General features: G+C 61.2%; 10 protein-coding genes and 1 tRNA gene. 2 read left to right on the top strand and 9 right to left on the bottom strand.

Going from position 1 to position 16,603, the window contains the following annotated elements:
- Positions 1–97: 97 nt before the first annotated feature.
- On the bottom strand, positions 98–2,551 hold the full coding sequence (gene pheT / locus DW732_RS00280; RefSeq protein WP_118098062.1) for a phenylalanine--tRNA ligase subunit beta: 2,454 nt from the start codon (positions 2,549–2,551) through the stop codon (positions 98–100).
- Positions 2,552–2,713: 162 nt separating this feature from the next.
- The gene (gene pheS, locus DW732_RS00285) at positions 2,714–3,790 is read right to left on the bottom strand and encodes a phenylalanine--tRNA ligase subunit alpha (protein ID WP_040359117.1); all 1,077 of its coding nucleotides are present in this window, start codon (positions 3,788–3,790) and stop codon (positions 2,714–2,716) included.
- 505 nt (positions 3,791–4,295) lie between these two features.
- Here pheS and DW732_RS00290 point away from each other — a divergent pair.
- On the top strand, positions 4,296–5,870 hold the full coding sequence (locus DW732_RS00290) for a carboxypeptidase M32 (protein WP_117799315.1): 1,575 nt from the start codon (positions 4,296–4,298) through the stop codon (positions 5,868–5,870).
- A gap of 514 nt (positions 5,871–6,384) precedes the next feature.
- Here DW732_RS00290 and glmM read toward each other — a convergent pair.
- From glmM to DW732_RS00325, 7 genes are all read right to left on the bottom strand, one after another.
- On the bottom strand, positions 6,385–7,716 hold the full coding sequence (gene glmM / locus DW732_RS00295; RefSeq protein WP_117743136.1) for a phosphoglucosamine mutase: 1,332 nt from the start codon (positions 7,714–7,716) through the stop codon (positions 6,385–6,387).
- Positions 7,717–7,719: 3 nt separating this feature from the next.
- Positions 7,720–10,050: a DUF4012 domain-containing protein gene (locus DW732_RS00300; protein WP_118098064.1), complete on the bottom strand. Its 2,331-nt coding sequence runs from the start codon at positions 10,048–10,050 to the stop codon at positions 7,720–7,722.
- A 149-nt stretch (positions 10,051–10,199) separates the two neighbouring features.
- Positions 10,200–11,222, bottom strand: a complete 1,023-nt coding sequence (locus DW732_RS00305) for a DMT family transporter (protein WP_199569666.1) — start codon at positions 11,220–11,222, stop codon at positions 10,200–10,202.
- Between the two features lie 438 nt (positions 11,223–11,660).
- Positions 11,661–11,933 carry a hypothetical protein gene (locus DW732_RS00310; RefSeq protein ID WP_199569668.1) on the bottom strand — a complete coding sequence of 91 codons (273 nt, stop codon included), beginning with the start codon at positions 11,931–11,933 and terminating at the stop codon, positions 11,661–11,663.
- Between the two features lie 388 nt (positions 11,934–12,321).
- Positions 12,322–13,227: a TVP38/TMEM64 family protein gene (locus DW732_RS00315; RefSeq protein ID WP_233539307.1), complete on the bottom strand. Its 906-nt coding sequence runs from the start codon at positions 13,225–13,227 to the stop codon at positions 12,322–12,324.
- Between the two features lie 182 nt (positions 13,228–13,409).
- Complete coding sequence (locus DW732_RS00320) at positions 13,410–15,209, bottom strand: HAMP domain-containing sensor histidine kinase (protein WP_233539308.1); 1,800 nt, start codon at positions 15,207–15,209, stop codon at positions 13,410–13,412.
- Entirely contained in the window at positions 15,194–15,928 is a 735-nt protein-coding gene (locus DW732_RS00325; protein ID WP_117799312.1) for a response regulator transcription factor, read from the bottom strand. The genes DW732_RS00320 and DW732_RS00325 overlap by 16 nt, the downstream gene beginning before the upstream one ends.
- Positions 15,929–16,187: 259 nt before the next feature.
- Here DW732_RS00325 and DW732_RS00330 point away from each other — a divergent pair.
- Positions 16,188–16,262, top strand: a tRNA-Val gene (locus DW732_RS00330).
- Positions 16,263–16,603 lie beyond the last annotated feature (341 nt).

Genomic DNA, 16,603 nt, shown 5'->3' on the forward strand with positions numbered 1-16,603 from the left:
AGATTCGTAACACGCCGCCGGCTATCATAGCAAACGGCGCACTGCCAACAAAGCAGTGCGCCGTTTTGCAATACATTCGTCACAGACGCAAGCGATCTTAGCCGCGGACCTCGCCGTTTACGCCCTTGCACACCTTGGTGACGATCTTCTGGTGCGCCTTCTCGACCTCTTCGCTGGTGAGCGTGTGATCGTCGGAGCGATACGTAAGCGCAAAGGCCATGGACTTCTTGCCCTTGCCAATGCGGACCGGATCGCGGTAGACATCGAACAGGCGCACGCCCTCGAGCAGCTTGCCGCCGGCACTGGTAATACGGCGCTCGAGGTCCTCGCAGGTCACGGAGTTGTCGACCACGATTGCAAGGTCGTGCTCAACAGCCGGGTACTGCGAGAATTCACGGTAGTTCTCCTGGTTGCGGGCACCCTTGATCAGCTTGTCCAGATCGAGCTCAAAGGCAACGACGACCTCATCTATGCCGCAGGCCTCGCGCGCCTCGGGGTGAATCTCGCCGACCCAGCCCAGCACGGTACCGCCAGACAGAACCTCGGCCGCACGGCCCGGCTGCAAGAAGGCGTAGCCCTCGCCCTCGGCGGGACGGAAGCGCACCTTCTCGATGCGCAGCTGAGCGAGCAACTCCTCGACAATGCCCTTACCAAAGAAGAAGCGCAGCTTGCGATACTTCATGTTCCAGGACTGCTCACTCCACTGGCCCGAGAGCACACCCGCCACGGACTTGGTCTCCTTGGGCAGGCTAGCGTTCTCGCGGCCGTGGAACAGGCTGCCGACCTCGTACAGGTGCACGTTGGGCGTGCCGTGGGCCTCGTTGTAGGCCACAGACTGCAGCAGACCCGGCAGCAGCGAGCGGCGCATCTCGGTCTGCTCGGCCACCAGCGGGTTCATGAGCACCACGGGGCAGCCGCGGCCCTCGGTGGACATGCCAATCTTCTCCAGGTCGCCCGGGGCGGCAAAGCCAAAAGTCGTGGTCTCGTTGAGGCCGCAGGCGCGCAGGATCTCGCCAACCTTGCGGGTGAGCTTCTGCTCGCGGGTCAGGCCGCCGATGTGGTTCTTGGCAGCCGGGATGGTCGCCGTCACGCGGCCCATGCCCCACAGGCGCAGGACCTCCTCGATCAGATCGATCTCGCGCGGCAGGTCAGGGCGGAAGCTCGGCGGGGTAACCATAAAGTCCTCGCCGTCGCGCTCGACGGTGCAGCCCAGGCGGGTGAGCGAGCGCTCGATAAAGTCGGGCTCGATGTCGGCGCCGCAGATGGCGTGCACGCGGGCCAGGCGCAGCTTAATGCTGTCGATGGTCTTGGGCGCGGGGAAAACGTCGACGTAGCCGGGAGCGACCTCGCCGCCGGCGATCTGCTCGATGAGCGCGCAGGTAACGTTGGCGACATCCACGCAGCCGGTCTCGTCGACCTGGCGCTCAAAGCGGATGGAGGCATCGGAGATCAGCGACAGGTCGCGGCTGGTGTGCGAGGTGCGGCCGGCGTTGAAGCAGGCGCTCTCGACCATCACGTCGACGGTGTCGTCCTCGATCTCGGAATCCATGCCGCCCATAACGCCGGCCAGCGCCACGGGACGCTCGCCGTCGGTGATGAGGCCCATGCCGGCGTCGAGCGTGCGCTCCTCGCCGTCGAGGGTCGTGAACTTCTCGTCCTGCCGGGCGGCGCGAACCACCACGCGGCGATGGCCCTCGCGCTCGGCAAAGGTTGACAGGTCAAAGGCGTGCAGCGGCTGACCGGTGAGCATCATCACGTAGTTGGTGATGTCGACGATGTTGTTGTGCGGACGCACGCCCAGGGCGTTGAGGCGCTTGACCATCCAGTCGGGCGACGGGCCGACCTTCACGTTGCGCACGATGCGGGCGACATAGCGGTCGCACAGGCCCTCGTCGGCAATCTCGACCGAAAGCTCGTCGTCGGTCGCGCGGCCGGTCTCTGCCTTGATGGCGGGCAGCTCCACGTGGAAATCGCGATCGAAAATGGCGCCGGTCTCGCGGGCCATACCGATCATGGACAGGCAGTCGGGGCGGTTGGGCGTGATCTCGCAGTCGAGCACGGTATCGCTCGAGCCCACATACTCGGCAAACGGCATGCCGCAGGGCGTATCCTCAGGCAGAATCATGATGCCGGAGTGGTCGCCGCCCAGACCGAGCTCGCGCGCAGAGCAGTTCATGCCCATGGACACGACGCCGCGAAGCTTGCTCTTCTTGATCTTGACGTCGCCGGGCAGAACTGCGCCGATCATGGCCGTGACGATGTGGTCGCCGGCCTCGAAGTTCTGCGCGCCGCAGACAATCTGCAGCGGGGCGGGGTTGCCGTCGGCGTCGAGGTTCTTGTCACCCACGTCAACCGAGCACACATACATATGGTCGCTATCGGGGTGCGGGGTCTTGGTGAGCACCTTGGCGGTCACCACGTGGTCGAAGGACTCGCCCACGGTGTCAATCGCCTCAACCTCGGTGCCGGTGCGGATATACTCGTCCGAAAGGGTCTTAGGATCTTCCGGAATATCGATCATGGTCTTGAGCCAGTCGTAAGAAACGCGCATGTAGCTCTCCTAGTTCTTAATCTCCGCATAGGGAGGAATATCAAATGAAGACGTTCGCCTTAGGGTTGTCCAGGTGCCCCAGGTTGGCGTGAAAGAGGAGCGACGCGTACTAAAGGTACGCGAGCGACGGTTTGAACGCCAAGATGGGGTGCCTGGGCAAGCCTAAAATTGGTTCAGGAAACGCATATCGCCTGTCATGAGAGTTCTGAGGTCGGGCAGGTCGTAGCGCAGGGCCGCGACGCGCTCGGCGCCAATGCCAAAGGCAAAGCCGGTGTACTTCTCGGGGTCGATGCCGCAGTTGATGAGCACGTTGGGATCGACCATGCCGCAGCCCAGGATCTCAATCCAACCGCTGTGCTTGCAGAAGTTGCAGCCCTTTCCGCCGCACACGTGGCAGCTCACGTCCACCTCGCAGCTGGGCTCGGTGAAGGGGAAGAAGTGCGGGCGGTAGCGGGTCTTGCGATCCTCGCCAAACATGCACTTAACAAAGTAGTCGAGCGTGCCCTTAAGATCGCCAAAGGTGATGCCCTCGTCGACGACCAGGCCCTCGATCTGGTTGAACTGCGGCAGGTGGCAGGCGTCGGCCGTATCGGGACGATAGACGGTGCCCGGGCAGATCATGTAGATGGGCGGCTTTTGCGACTCCATGGTGTGGATCTGCACGCCCGAGGTCTGGGTGCGCAGCAGTACGTCGGACTCGCCATGGGCGTGAGCCTCGGGGTGCGCGACGCTGCCGGGGTTGTTGTCGACCACGTAGAAGGTGTCGCGGGCCGAGCGGCTCGGGTGATCCATGGGCGCGTTGAGCGCGGTGAAGTTGTAGTAGGAGGTATCGACCATGGGGCCGGACTCGACGGTGTAGCCGATGCCGCAGAAGATGTCCTCGGCCTCCTCGATGATCTGCTTGATCAGGTGCTGGTGACCGATCTGCGGACGGATGCCCGGCAGCGTAATGTCGACGGCCTCGTGCTCGAGTGCGTGCTTGAGGGCGGCGGCCTTCATCTCGGTGGTGCGCTCGTCGAGCATGCCCTCGATCAGCTGGCGCATCTCGTTGGCGCGCTTGCCCATGACAGGACGATCCTCGGGGGCGAGCTTGCCCATCATACGCATCAGGCCGGTGATGCGGCCCTTGCGGCCGAGCAGCTCAACGCGCGCAGCCTCGAGCTTTGCGGCGTCGTCGGCGCCTGCGACGAGCTCCTTGGCCTCTTCCTCGAGTTTGACCAGATCATCAATCAGACTCATGTCTTCCCTTTCGTCTCTCGCGTATCCGCGCTCCGGGACGGCTGACGCCGCCCGATGCTGCGGATACGCGGCCCGGTTCGGTAACAAAAAAACCGTCCTCGGGCATGTGCATTGCCCAAGGACGGTTAAATTCCGCGGTACCACCTTGTTTGACCCGGCGGATGTCTGGCCCGCCGCGCCCACTCTGCGCCTCTTGTCGCGAGGCTCACGGCTTCCCTACTGGGGCTTTGCTGCCACTGGCCGCGCGCCCGTTGAGGTCGCTGCTCGGGAGTGAACGCTTGGCCCTTGCCACCGCAGGAAGGCTTGCAGCCCATGACCTTCCCTCTCTTGCCGGCGACGCGGCGGGCAAAAACCCTCTCCGTCAACGCATTGGGCTATAGGATAACACATTCTGCAAGCATATCGCCGCGTTCCGTTTTGTTCGCGCTGGGTACAAAGCAGGTAGCTGTGCAAACTGGCCGTGCACCCGCCTGCGGTGCTCGGCCTGCGAGATTAAGGATACGATATGGGAAAGAAACTCGATAAGAAGGCCAAGCCCGCAGCGGGCAAGACGCCTAAAGGCATGAAGGTCGACAAGGCCGTCAAAAAGTTCCGCAAACTCGAAGGCAAGCTGTGGACTCGCGAGTACCTGCTCAAGATTGCCGAGTTCGATGGAGCGACGATTGCTCCTGCCAACGGCGCTGCCGCCCGTGCCGACGCCATGGGTACGCTTGCCGGCGAGCATCACAAGCTGCTGACCAGCGAGAAATCCGTTGAGCTCGTACGCTCCTTAGCGCGCGAGACGGTTGCAGGCGGACATGTAGACGACCCGCAGCTGCTCGACGAGATCCGCGTGCTCGGCCGCGACCAGCGCGAAGCGAGCGTTGTCCCTACCGAGGAGGCCGAGGCCTGGACCAGGCTCACCTGCGAGGCCGACGCCGTGTGGCACAAGGCCAAGACGGCCAATGACTGGACGAGCTTTGAGCCCTATGTGGACAAGATCGTGGGCCAGCTCAAGCATCAGGCCGAGCTTATGGACCCCAAGCGCGACCCATACGACGTTTGGCTCGACCAGTACGAGCGCGGCCTTTCCGCCAAGAGCTTCGATGCGTTTTGTGACGAGGTCAAGGCCACGGTCGTGCCGCTCGTGCACGCCATCGGCGAGCGCGGCCAGCAGCCGGCCGCCGACTTTTTGCACGCCCACGTGCCCGAGGCTGCCCAGCGTGCCATGAGCTTCGACCTGATGAAGCTTGTCGGCCTGAACCTGGACGACACCACGCTTGCCTTTACCGAGCACCCGTTTAGCGAGGGTTTTGCCGTGGGTGACGCGCGCATCGCGACGCACATCTACGAGGACGATTGTATCTCCAATGTCTACAGCATCATCCACGAGGCGGGACACGCCATGTACGAGCTGGGCGTGAACCCCGCCTATGCGCGCACGTGCCTGGAGGGCGGCACCTCTATGGGCATCCACGAGAGCCAAAGCCGATTCTTCGAGAACACCGTGGGCCGCAGCCGCGCCTTTATGGGGCCGCTGCTCGAGGTACTGCGCCGCCACGCGCCCGAGGTCTATGGCAGCGTGGACGAAGACACGCTCTACCGCGCCGTGAACATCGCGCAGCCGTCGCTGGTCCGCACCGAGGCCGACGAGCTCACCTATCCGCTGCATATTATGGTGCGCTACGAGATCGAGCGCATGCTGTTTGCCGGCGAGGCCACGGCCAAGGACATCCCCGCGCTTTGGAACCGCTTCATGGATGAGTACTTGGGCATTCCCGTTCCCGACGACACGCGCGGCTGCCTACAGGATACGCACTGGAGCGGCGGCTCGTTTGGCTACTTCCCCACCTATGCGCTGGGCAGCGCCTACGACGCCATGTTTGTGCCGGCCATGTGCCGCGACGGCGTCGACCTTACCGGTGCCTGCGCGAGCGGCGATCTGGCGCCCGTCCGTGCCTGGCTAGGCGAGCACATTTGGCAGTGGGGCCGCGCCAAGGACGCGCCGGAGCTCATCAAGGGCGCCTGTGGCATGGACTTTGACGCCCGTTACTACTGCAGCTACCTCCAAGACAAGTTCACCACGCTGTACCAGCTGTAAGGCATAACCGACACGCCAACGCAAATGGGAGCGCCGCGGAATCAATTCGCAGCGCCCCCTTCACTTAGTCATTGGGGACGCTCTTTAATGACTAGTCGTTTGGGACACTCTTCGCCAGCCAACAACCCGGCACTTGGGAACCCGGCACTTGGGGACGTTCCTAAACTGCCGGCAGATAAGGAACGTCCCTAAGTGCCGGCAGAAAGGGAACGTCCCCAAGTGCTGGGTGACTGCTCCGGAGAGGCTGTGGTCAAAAAAGGCAAAAATGAGTACTGTTGTCAAGTTGATAGCATTTATTTCGGGCTAAAACAGGGTCTCGGATGAGATTTAATCTCATCCGCGACCCTGTTTATTGGACATATGAGGAGCAATGTCTGTCGATATAACGCTCAGGCAATGCCGAAACGGCCTTTTGAGGCAAAATTTGCTGTTACTTATTTAGTGACAGTACTCATTTTTGCTTTTTTTGGCCACGTCATTTTATAACCCCCTGTCAGACAGCCCAAAAGGCGCCCTATAGAGCCTCGAGTGCGTTGGCGATGCGCTTCATGGCGGCATCGGCGGATGCCTGGTCGGGGGCTTCGGCCAAAATGCGAATCACCGACTCGGTTCCACTCTTGCGCACGAGCACGCGTCCCTCGCCCGCCAGCGATGCCTCGGCCTCGGCGATGGCGGCCTGCACACCCATGTTGCCCAGCGCGGCGTCCTTGTCCGCCACGTGCACGGCCACCTGCGCCTGCGGCAGCAGCTTGCACGGAGCCGTGAGCTGCGAGAGGGTCTCGCGCTCGGCGCGAATCACTTCCATCACGCGCAGCGAGGTCATAATGCCGTCGCCCGTGCGCTCGATATCGCCAAAGATCGTATGGCCCGTCTGCTCGCCGCCCAAGCTGTAGCCGCCCTCGCGCATCTTGGCATACACGTGACGGTCGCCCACGCCGCTGGTCACGGCACTTAGGCCGGCAAGCTCCAGCGACTTGACCAGGCCAAAGTTGCTGGCAATCGTCGGCACCACGGTACCGCCCGAAAGGCGACCGTGCTTGTTCAGATACACGCCACACACGTACAGGATCTGGTCGCCGTCTACCACGCGACCGCGCTCGTCCACGGCCAAGCAGCGATCGGCATCGCCGTCATAGGCAAAGCCCACGTCCAGGCCCTGCTCCACCACATGACGCTGCAGGCGCTCTATATGCGTGGAGCCGCAGTCGACGTTGATGTTAAAGCCATCGGGCGCGGCATTGATCACGCGCACGTCGGCACCGAGCGCGTCAAACACCGGCTTGGCCACCGAGGAAGCCGAGCCGTTGGCGCAGTCGATACCGATCTTGACGCCCTGCAGCGAAAAGTTCGCGCTGGCGATGAGCGAAGCAATGTAGCGGTTGCGGCCCTGCATGTAGTCCACCGTGGCGCCGATGTGGTTGCCCGTGGCCAGCGGTACCTCGCTCTTACCATCGATGTAGTCCTCGATGAGCTCCAGTACGTCCTCGTCCATCTTAAAACCGTCGCTATTGACGAGCTTAATGCCGTTATCGCAAAACGGGTTGTGGCTCGCGCTGATCATGATGCCGCAATCGAAGCAGCCTTCCACGGTCTGATGCGCTACGCCCGGCGTGGGGATCACGTGCAGCATATAGGCGTCCGCACCGCTCGCGACCAGGCCGCTCACCAGCGCCGCCTCGAACATATAGCTCGAGCGACGGGTGTCCTTGCCCACGATCACGCGCGCCTTGCGCTCGCGGTTGGTGCCGTAATACCAGCCCACAAAACGGCCAATCTTATAAGCGTGCTCTACCGTCAGCCCAACGTTGGCCTCACCGCGAAAGCCGTCGGTGCCAAAGTACTTCATATCTTACTTATCCTGTTCGAACGTTTGAGCGGTTGGCGTGGTACGAACCTTAAGCTCTTTGTGCCCAGAGTCCTTCGAAGTCGTGACCGTGTACTCGACCTTTACGTCTTGTCCAAGAAGCATGTGGACACCGCCCCATGCAACCTTCAGGCCATCGTGCGTCGCTTCGTTCATCTCGATAGAACCGGAGCCCGAAGTCTTAATGTCCGAAATGCTGCCTCCCGCAGGAGCATAGAGATAAAGCCTCAGCACCTCATCATCAATATCCTGGCTAATGCCGTTATGGCCCTGGAAATAACCAGGCATCTCGGCCTTCTCCTGAGGGGTCATCGTGTTCTTGAGCGAGGTGGTCACTCGATACGTCGTCGAGCCATCGGCATTTTCAACCGAAGAATCGATGGTGACTCGCTTATCGAGGAACCAATCCATCTTTGAATAGCTGTAGTTGTTCACATAGACGCCCAAAATCGGAGCCTCCGACGTATCGGTTTGGAGGGCGCCCGATATTCCAAGAGCCTTCGCGGCCTTTTCCTCGTCATCGTTTCTCGAATACATAAGGATGCGGCCCTCGGAAGCACCCTTTTCGATGGCTCCAGCAATCTTAGCAATATCGCTGGAGCCCAGTTCGTCCACGATCTTGTTAAAAGCCGATCCGGCAACCGCCGCAAAAATGGCGTCCTGTTCCTCTACCGGGTAATTCCAATAAATATCGTGCAGCAGCACCTTTGCAGCGTTGCTTCCATCAACGACGGTACCGTCAGGAAGTTGTGTGCCGCCTACAATGCCGAGCATATACTGCAAGAATACCGGATCGACTGCAAATACGCCGTCGATGTCATCTCCGACAATGGCCTTCTGCATATCGCTGGCAAGCTGTGCCGCACGCGGATAATCGGGCGTCATCGTAACGTCGCCCATCGTGTATCCGAGCGTGTTGAATCCGGTCAGGCCCCATCCGGTCGTGAACAAGTTTGCCTCTTCATCGGTGATGGGAAGCGGACTCAAAGGCTCTTTCATCATGTCGACTTTGACAAAATCGCCCAGTTCGAGCTTACCGTCAGTCACCGACATCACGCCGCGAGAACCGGGGAAACCGCCGCAGGCGCGGATCTCGACATTGCTCATCGCGAGCACAAGATAATGACGCGTCTGGCCGTTGGCGCCGAGCATCTGGGGAAGGACGGGGGCGACCTTCTCCGCCGCGTCAACCGCGCCGTTGAGGGTGGCAAAGCCGTCCTTGGCCTTATCGACCAACTCGGTCACCTGGGAAATATGAGTATCGCCAATGCCCTGGATCTTCTCGTTGACGCTCTTGAACACCTTCGAGCTATCGGAGAGCGAATCGGCGACCGCCTGCAGTGCGGACACGTTGATGGTCCCATCCTGGAACAGCTTGCCGGGCGTGGCCTGCGAAAGGTTATCGGCCATGGGAACCAGCGCGTTGCTCGAGACATCGGACAGGGCGTCGATCATGGTGCGGGCCGCATTGATATCGCTGCCATACACCGGGATAAACGAAGCCGCCGTCCACAGCGGGCTCGAGGTCTCCGCCTTCATGCTGTCGCAGAGCTCATCGATCTTCTTCGCGTCGTCAGGCAGCGTCGAAAAATCGCCCGACGTGACCTTGTCCTTAAGGCCACCGACGATCTCGACAGCCTCCTTCGCTTCACTCTTTACGGTCTTTGCCGAGTTAAGCAGCATAAAGCCGCTTGCGCCAAGCGCAACGAGAAGCACCGCGACTACAGCGGCAATAATGGCGCCAGTGTGACGCTTTTTGCGCTCGCCCTTGCGATGGCGATGACGGACCAGACCGTCAGAGGTCGAACTCGACGAAGCGTCGCCACCGTAGTTCAAGCCAAAATCGTAATAATCTTCCTTGGAACCCGAGCCCGCAAACTCGACACCGCTATCATCCAGGCGGGCGAACGTGCCAGTCTCGGAGGCGCCGGTGTAAATCGTGCCAAGGTTACCCGTAAGCCCCACGCCACCGGAAGAGGAAGTATTGTTGGCGGCCCTGCCGGCATTAACGTTGCCGTCGGTATTCGCGGCGTTGACAGCACCTGCGTTGTTCGCAGGTGCCGAAGGAGCCCCGCTCGGCTGCGACGTGGAGGTTGCACCGCCCGCAAAGACATTCCCTCTTGCACGGCCGGTCTTTTTTGCCTTTTGAGACTGCTCGTACAGAGCGGTAAACATCGCCGTCTCGCCCGGGGACACGCGCTTACCGGAACCGCCCTGTCCAGCGCCGCCCGGCGTGCCGGCATTACCAGCCCCGTTCGGACGCGGCGGAACTGCAGGACGGCCGCTATCGCTGCTCTTAAAGTGATTACCAGCCATAAAGAAATCCTCGCAATTGAGTCGCAATGAAAAAGTCCATAACGTTGCTAGTTTATGGCATTTTGGGCATCGACAGCTAAACTCCAGACACGGACATCAATTGGCGAAAATGTGGCACAACACCTTTTCTGTCTTGGCGGCGGCGCCAGCTACACCGTGAGGAACATCATCACGATGATCATGGCAAAGCCGATAAGGTCGGTCGGCAAAAACACCGTGCCCAGCATAACGGCGCTGGTGATGGTCGCCGAAACCGGCTCCACAGTTCCGATGAGGCTCGCACGTACCGAGCCGATGTCCTTAACGCCCTGCATATAGAGCATGTAAGCAAAAAACGAGCCGATAACCACGAACACCGCGAGCGCCTCGACGCCGGCAGCGTCGAGCGCTGGCATATGCGCCCAAGGCTGCACGAAGAAACACGAGACCACGCCCGCCGTGAGCATTGCCGAGCCCGTGACGATGGGGCTGCCGTATTCGGGCAGGATCTTGGCGGGAATCACCGCCATGCATGTAGCGCTAACCGCACACATGAGACCCGCGATCAGGCCGAGCGGCGAGATATTCAGGCTGGTGGGGTCGCCACCGGTGGCGATTAAAAAGGTGCCACCCAGAGCCAGACCGATGCCGATGACTTCGCGAGTACGCGGCATGCGGCGATCGGTCACGCAGGTGTAGCCCATGATGATAACGAGCTGCAGGCACTGGAGCACCGTCGCGGTTCCGGCGTTCGTCAGACGCACGGCCGAAAGATAGCAAAACTGATTGAACAGCAGGCCAAAGGCGGTAAAGAGCAGCAGCTGCTTGCGATCGGCGGCTGTGGTCCAGAGCTTAATCAGGCGCTCGCGGTCGCGCGTAACAACCACGGCCATAAAGAGTAGACCGGCGAGAATCTGACGCACGCTCATAAGCCACAAGGTGTCGACGTGGTAGGTATCGAACAGAAAGCTCGCGCTGGTGCCCGAGAAGCCCCAAAACGAACCGCCCACCAGCGTAGCCAAGACGCCCATGATCAACTTGCGCGTCGAAGCGCTGTTCAGGCGGTCGCGCCATGCACGGCGGGTGCTGCGGCTGAGCTCGTCGGTGCCCTCGGGCACATCAATGTTCGATATATCGGTCATCGGCACCGAAGCTCCTGCGCCTTCGACCTGCTCGACGCACTCTTTGCTCATTCCACTCCCCCGAAACAGCCTGGAAACAATTCGGCTTACCTTACCACGGCGAAGGCACCAGCCGGAGGCTTGTCCGCTTATCGGTAGGACAATTCCGCAGGCGTCTTTCCATAGCTCGGTACCGCAATGGCCTTGCATTATGCGACAGTCAAATCGCGGCAGCAGGCTCTTTTGAAATGGATATGACAAAGCCCCCGAATTCCACAATGCAAGGGTTGATTTCCGATCTCAGCCGAACACATTGAGCAAATAGGCCGTTCCCGCACCTAGCCGAACGCCCCCGTGGCCCCTCCTGGGGCCCGGGGGCGCCGTTTTCCCAGTTGAAGGAACGGTGGAGATGTGTTTCGATGGGTCCGGTGGCCATGCTCCGCCCGCCGCCCGGCGCCTCTTCCCAGACTCAGCCGAACGGTCGGTCAGTCTATTCCGTTTTCCCTTAGGCTAGGACGGCGGGGCATCGCCCCTTTCCGCGCGCGCCCGCGCGATGAGCCCCGGCGTCAGGTCGAGCTCGCCGATGGGCACGTCCTCCACGCCGTACGCATCCAGCAGCGCCTCCGCGTCGGCGCCGAGCATCGCCCGGAAGGCGCGGGCGGGCGTCGCGAAGCCGAGCGCGCCGCGCGGGGCGGAGTTCACGTGCGACATCGCGAGCGACAGGTCCGCCGGGGCCAGCCGGTCGAACCTGAGGCCGCGGCCCTTGGGGGCTGCTCGAAGCAAAAACGAGCGACCCCGCGGACCTCGCGCACGCCGTCGAACTCATCGAAATCGGCGGGGGCATTGACGCGTGCCGTGATCTCGCACTCAAACTCGCGCAAGAGGCGCAAGACACCAGCCGCGCGCTCGCCGAGAACGGCGTCATTTCGCACAACGCCGCTGACCTGCTCTGCTCCATGGCCGACTTCTTCATCAATCGGAGCGCATAGCAGGGCCACACGCGCGTAAAAACTCGAAACCTCCCCCAGCATGTGCACTTTGCTCGCGTTTCCGCAATATTTCGATTTCAGAATGCACCATGTTGGGGGAGGTTTTCGATTGCCGCGGCAACTCGGCGGTACGATGTCGCCGCAAAAGGCCCATCAGCCGCCGTACATCTTCGCCTGCCGCCTCAGTTTGCCTTGGCACGCAGGCGACGATACAGCAAGCCGCCCAACGCCACGCACAGCAGTGACACGGCAACGACGACACCAACCACCAGCCAGTTTCCGCTGCCCGCAGCGGATGCCGCGGCCGTCGAAGTCACAATGGAGGGAATGCGCCCAAACGTTGCGATGAGCACCACGGGGGCGAAGCGCATCTTGGTGAGGCCGGCAAAATACGTCAAGAAGTCCTTCGGGGTTCCCGGGATCAAGAAAATCACCAGCATGACCAGCTCGAGTCGCTTCGCATTATTGAGCCACGAAAACCGGTCGAGAAGGCTGCGGTCGAAGAAGAGGCCAACCAGGCTCCAGCCCCATCGACGCGTCGCCCAATAAATCGCCGACGTCGCCAGCCCCGAGGCGACGAGGCACAGCGCCGTCCCCTCCCAGAAGCCAAACGCGTAACCGCTCGCCAGCTCCACAGGCTCGCCGGGCAAAAAGGCCAAGAAGATCTGAGTGACGTTGATTCCAAGCATGACGAGACGACTTATCACGCTATGGTTGGCGACGAACGACCGAACCGCCTGAGGGTCTGCAAGCCATGCCAAGATCCCCGGAAGATATTCCCAGCAGGCAATCGCGAGGATCGCGGCCGAGGCCGCAAGCGCCAAAAGCACGCGACGACGCAAGATTCGTCGGCGGGCGTCGAGGCCATCGTCCTCTGCGGTGGCCTCGGCCGACATGTCCGCAGCGGTCGTGAATGAGGGGGCGTTTGCGGTCCGCGCGCCGGCAGAAGAGGCGTCGTCCAGCGCGTCATGAGCGCCCGCGACTCGATTGCGAAGCTCGCTCAAAGCGCTTACGTCAAGACGGCGAGCGGCGCCCCCGCAAGAAACCTGATCGGAATACCCTTCGGCTTCGGGCTGCATCCTCATCATCGCGTTACCTCCTTGTGTACCTGACAAGGACAGTTTCGCAACTTGGTGTCTATGTTTTGTCTACCAGCAATGACAATTCAGTAAGCCTTACGTTAAGGTAAGTCATTCTTAAGGTAATAGCAGGTAACTGGTTCGCCGACGGCTCGATGAGCCCGGCGACGCCCGCGCAGCGCGCGCCCTCGTCACAATTCCCCTGTTTCGTCCCCATCGCCGCCCATGCTAAACGTCGCCGTCACACGTGCCCCGCCGGTCGAACCATTCCCTAACTCAAGCGCTCCCCCGTGTAAACCGCACAAAATGCTCGACACATTCAAGCCCAGCCCAAAATGCTCGGCAGATTTGTTCTCGCTAAAGAACGGATCGCACCCGCGCCGCAGGGCTTCGGGCGTAAAGCCCGGACCATCATCGGCAACGCTCAGAGCCAACCTGCCCTCACGAACAGAAATCTCAACCTCGATGACGCCCTTCGCATGGCCGCACGCATTGCTCAAAAGGTTGTCGAGGACCTCTTCGACCAGGGGTAGGTCGATGTAGACCATGTCGGGACGGGCGCCATCTTCACCCTCGTCGATTGCAACCCTCAACGCGAGCCCTTCCCCGCGCGCCGCAACAACCTCGTTCGCATGCGACTCGAGCTCATCCACAAGAGACCGCGACGCCAGCGGCTTGCGGTCTACAGGCCGATCTTCGAGCTTGCTCAGCCCTCCCATCTCCGTTGCGTACCGCTCCAAACGCACCACCTGGGCCGACAGGGCATCCAACGAACCAACATCGAGCTCATCGCCGCGACGCAGGCGCATCTGCGCCATCTCGACCGTCCCCTTGAGCACCGTGATCGGCGTTCGGAGGTCGTGCGCAAACGCCGCATTGAGCTGACGCCGCCCTTCGGCGGTGCGCCACAGCTCGCGCTGGGCATCGAGCAGCGACGCCCTCATATTCTCCAGCGTCTCAGACAGGCGACCAAGTTCTTTGCCCCGCACGCGCTCGATCGAGAAATCCAAATCCTGACCGGCGATGCGCCCCGCGGCGCTCGCCAGCTCCCCCAAGGGCCCGGCGATGTGAACGCGGTAGAAGTGCTTGAACGTGAGCCAACCCAGGCCGCCGTACGCCAAAACGGGCACAAGCCCCGTCGCAAGCGTGAGGACCCAAGGCATCGGACCATCGGGAGGCGGTGAAGCCGCATAATAGGCAGTGTTCGAGACGAGCCCTTCGCCAAACGTCTCCTCAAGATCGGCTCCCGTCATGTTTTCAAACAGCTCCACGCTCTGCGCGCGGCCCGCGCGGCTCAACGCGTCATAGCGGGCGAGGTTCTCCGCTGGAATCGTGCTGTTCACCTCTAGAATCTCCTCCTGCGGATAGCCCTCGTTGTAATTGAGCCCCCAGTCGTAGAGCTGCACCTGGCCGCTACGAACCATGTCGACGGTCGCGTACAGCGTGCTGATGGTGCGCCCGCCCTCCGGCACGTAATCGCTACCGGTCCCCCAATCGCCCGTCGCAATGAAGACCGCGTACGGCCCATCGCCTGGCAAGTTGAGCTCGGATGCGGGAAGCAGCTGCTGAGAGGTGGGGTCGTAGATGTATGGGCCCGAATCGATCACGCCGTGCTCGGTCAAACCGTTGTCGAGCGTCACCTCAAGTTCGTAATATCCATTATTCCAAGCCGCGAGTACCTCAATGGCGCTCAGCGCAAGCACCGTGGCCACAACAAGATAGGCGACCAGATACGCCGTGAAGATCACGCCCAACGGCCGCAGGCTCCACCAGGCACGCAGGCGCTCTTTTCGCGGCAGGCGTTTCAGCCGCTCGCGCTCAAGCTCGCGGGCCGCGCGTCGCTCGGCGCGGCGAGCTGCACGGCGGTCGCGCCTGCGGACAGAACCGCCATTGTCCCGACAACCGTCCTCGCAAGCGACAACTCGGCCGTCTTCGTGAGGCGCATGGCGCCCGCGTGGGCCCTTACCAAAACCCGTCACTTTGCCACCCACTTGTAGCCCACGCCCCATACCGTTGCGATCGGATCGTCCGCGATCCCCGCCGACGTAAACTTGTTGCGAATGCGGCGAATGTGCTCGCGCACCTGCGACGGGTCACCCGCGGCGTCCCATCCCCACACGCGCTCGTAAATCACATCGCGGTCAAACACCTGGCCAGGGCGCTTGCTCAACAGGGCGATGATGTCGAACTCGAGCTTGGTCAAGTCGACGGTCACCGCGTTCGAATCGCCCCCGGCGGACGAATCCCGATTACCACCCGCACCGTGAACCTCAACGATGCGTTGAGCGTAATCGATGGTCATCTCGCCAAAAAAGCGGACGGCGCCGTCGCTTTGCCGATCGCGAGTCCTTCCCTCGCGCGCCATGTGCGCCGCCACGCGACGACCCAGGACCTCGAGAGAAAAAGGCTTGAGCACGTAGTCGTCGGCACCCGCCGCAAAACCATCAAGCTGGTCCATATCCTCAACGCGCGCCGTTAGAAAGATGATCGGGCAGCTCACATGCTTCCGCACGCGGCGGCAGACCTCGAAGCCGTCCATCCCCGGCATGTTTACATCGAGCAGCATGATATCGGGGGTGGGGCCAGAAGAAGCCGCCGCCAGGGCCGACGGCCCGTCATGGGCAACCGAAACCTCGTAGCCCTCCATGCGGAAAAACTCCGCGAGCATATTTGCGATATCAGCCTCATCATCTACGACCAGCATGTTCATTGTCGGCCCCCATACTACTCAAACAACGGCACACGCCTCGTGCAATCGTGCGCAAGACGGCGAAGCCAGCACATACTTCCCTGAAACCTTGCCACAAATCTGTCTACGCTTTGTCGATAATTTGACCGCAAACGGTCACCTGCAGGCGGCGAGCGGCTTTTTCTCACCAGACCACAATGCAAGCGATTTTTAAAAATGTTCTTGCCACCGAGTTCAGGCTCCGTTATATTATCCCTTGCGCACTTGCGCACCCTTGATAGGGCGTTTAGCTCAGGGGGAGAGCGCTTCCCTGACACGGAAGAGGTCAGAAGTTCAAATCTTCTAACGCCCACCAGATGTTCACAGCTCAGAGGCTATGTCTCTGGGCTGTTTTGTTTTATGTCGCCAAATCCGCTGGCAGCTCCAACCATCATCGCAACGTAGCATCAATTCACCTGACGAATGGCTGCCAAATAAATTCAATACCCCAACATCAACAATAGCCAGGCACAAAACTGTGCCGCAAACTGCTCCAACCGCTCAAACAACCACCCTGCCCATGCACAAAACCGCGTCAGCAACCCAAGTGCCTATCCCGGCTGACTCCGCAGTCAATCAAAACCGCCCCAATAGCCACCGAGGCCGAGACCAACGCGTCTCGAACCCATCCGAACCGCAACTTCTCAGCAAAACGCC

The organism is Collinsella sp. AM28-11LB, assembly GCF_003469895.1.
Taxonomy (GTDB): Bacteria; Actinomycetota; Coriobacteriia; order Coriobacteriales; family Coriobacteriaceae; genus Collinsella.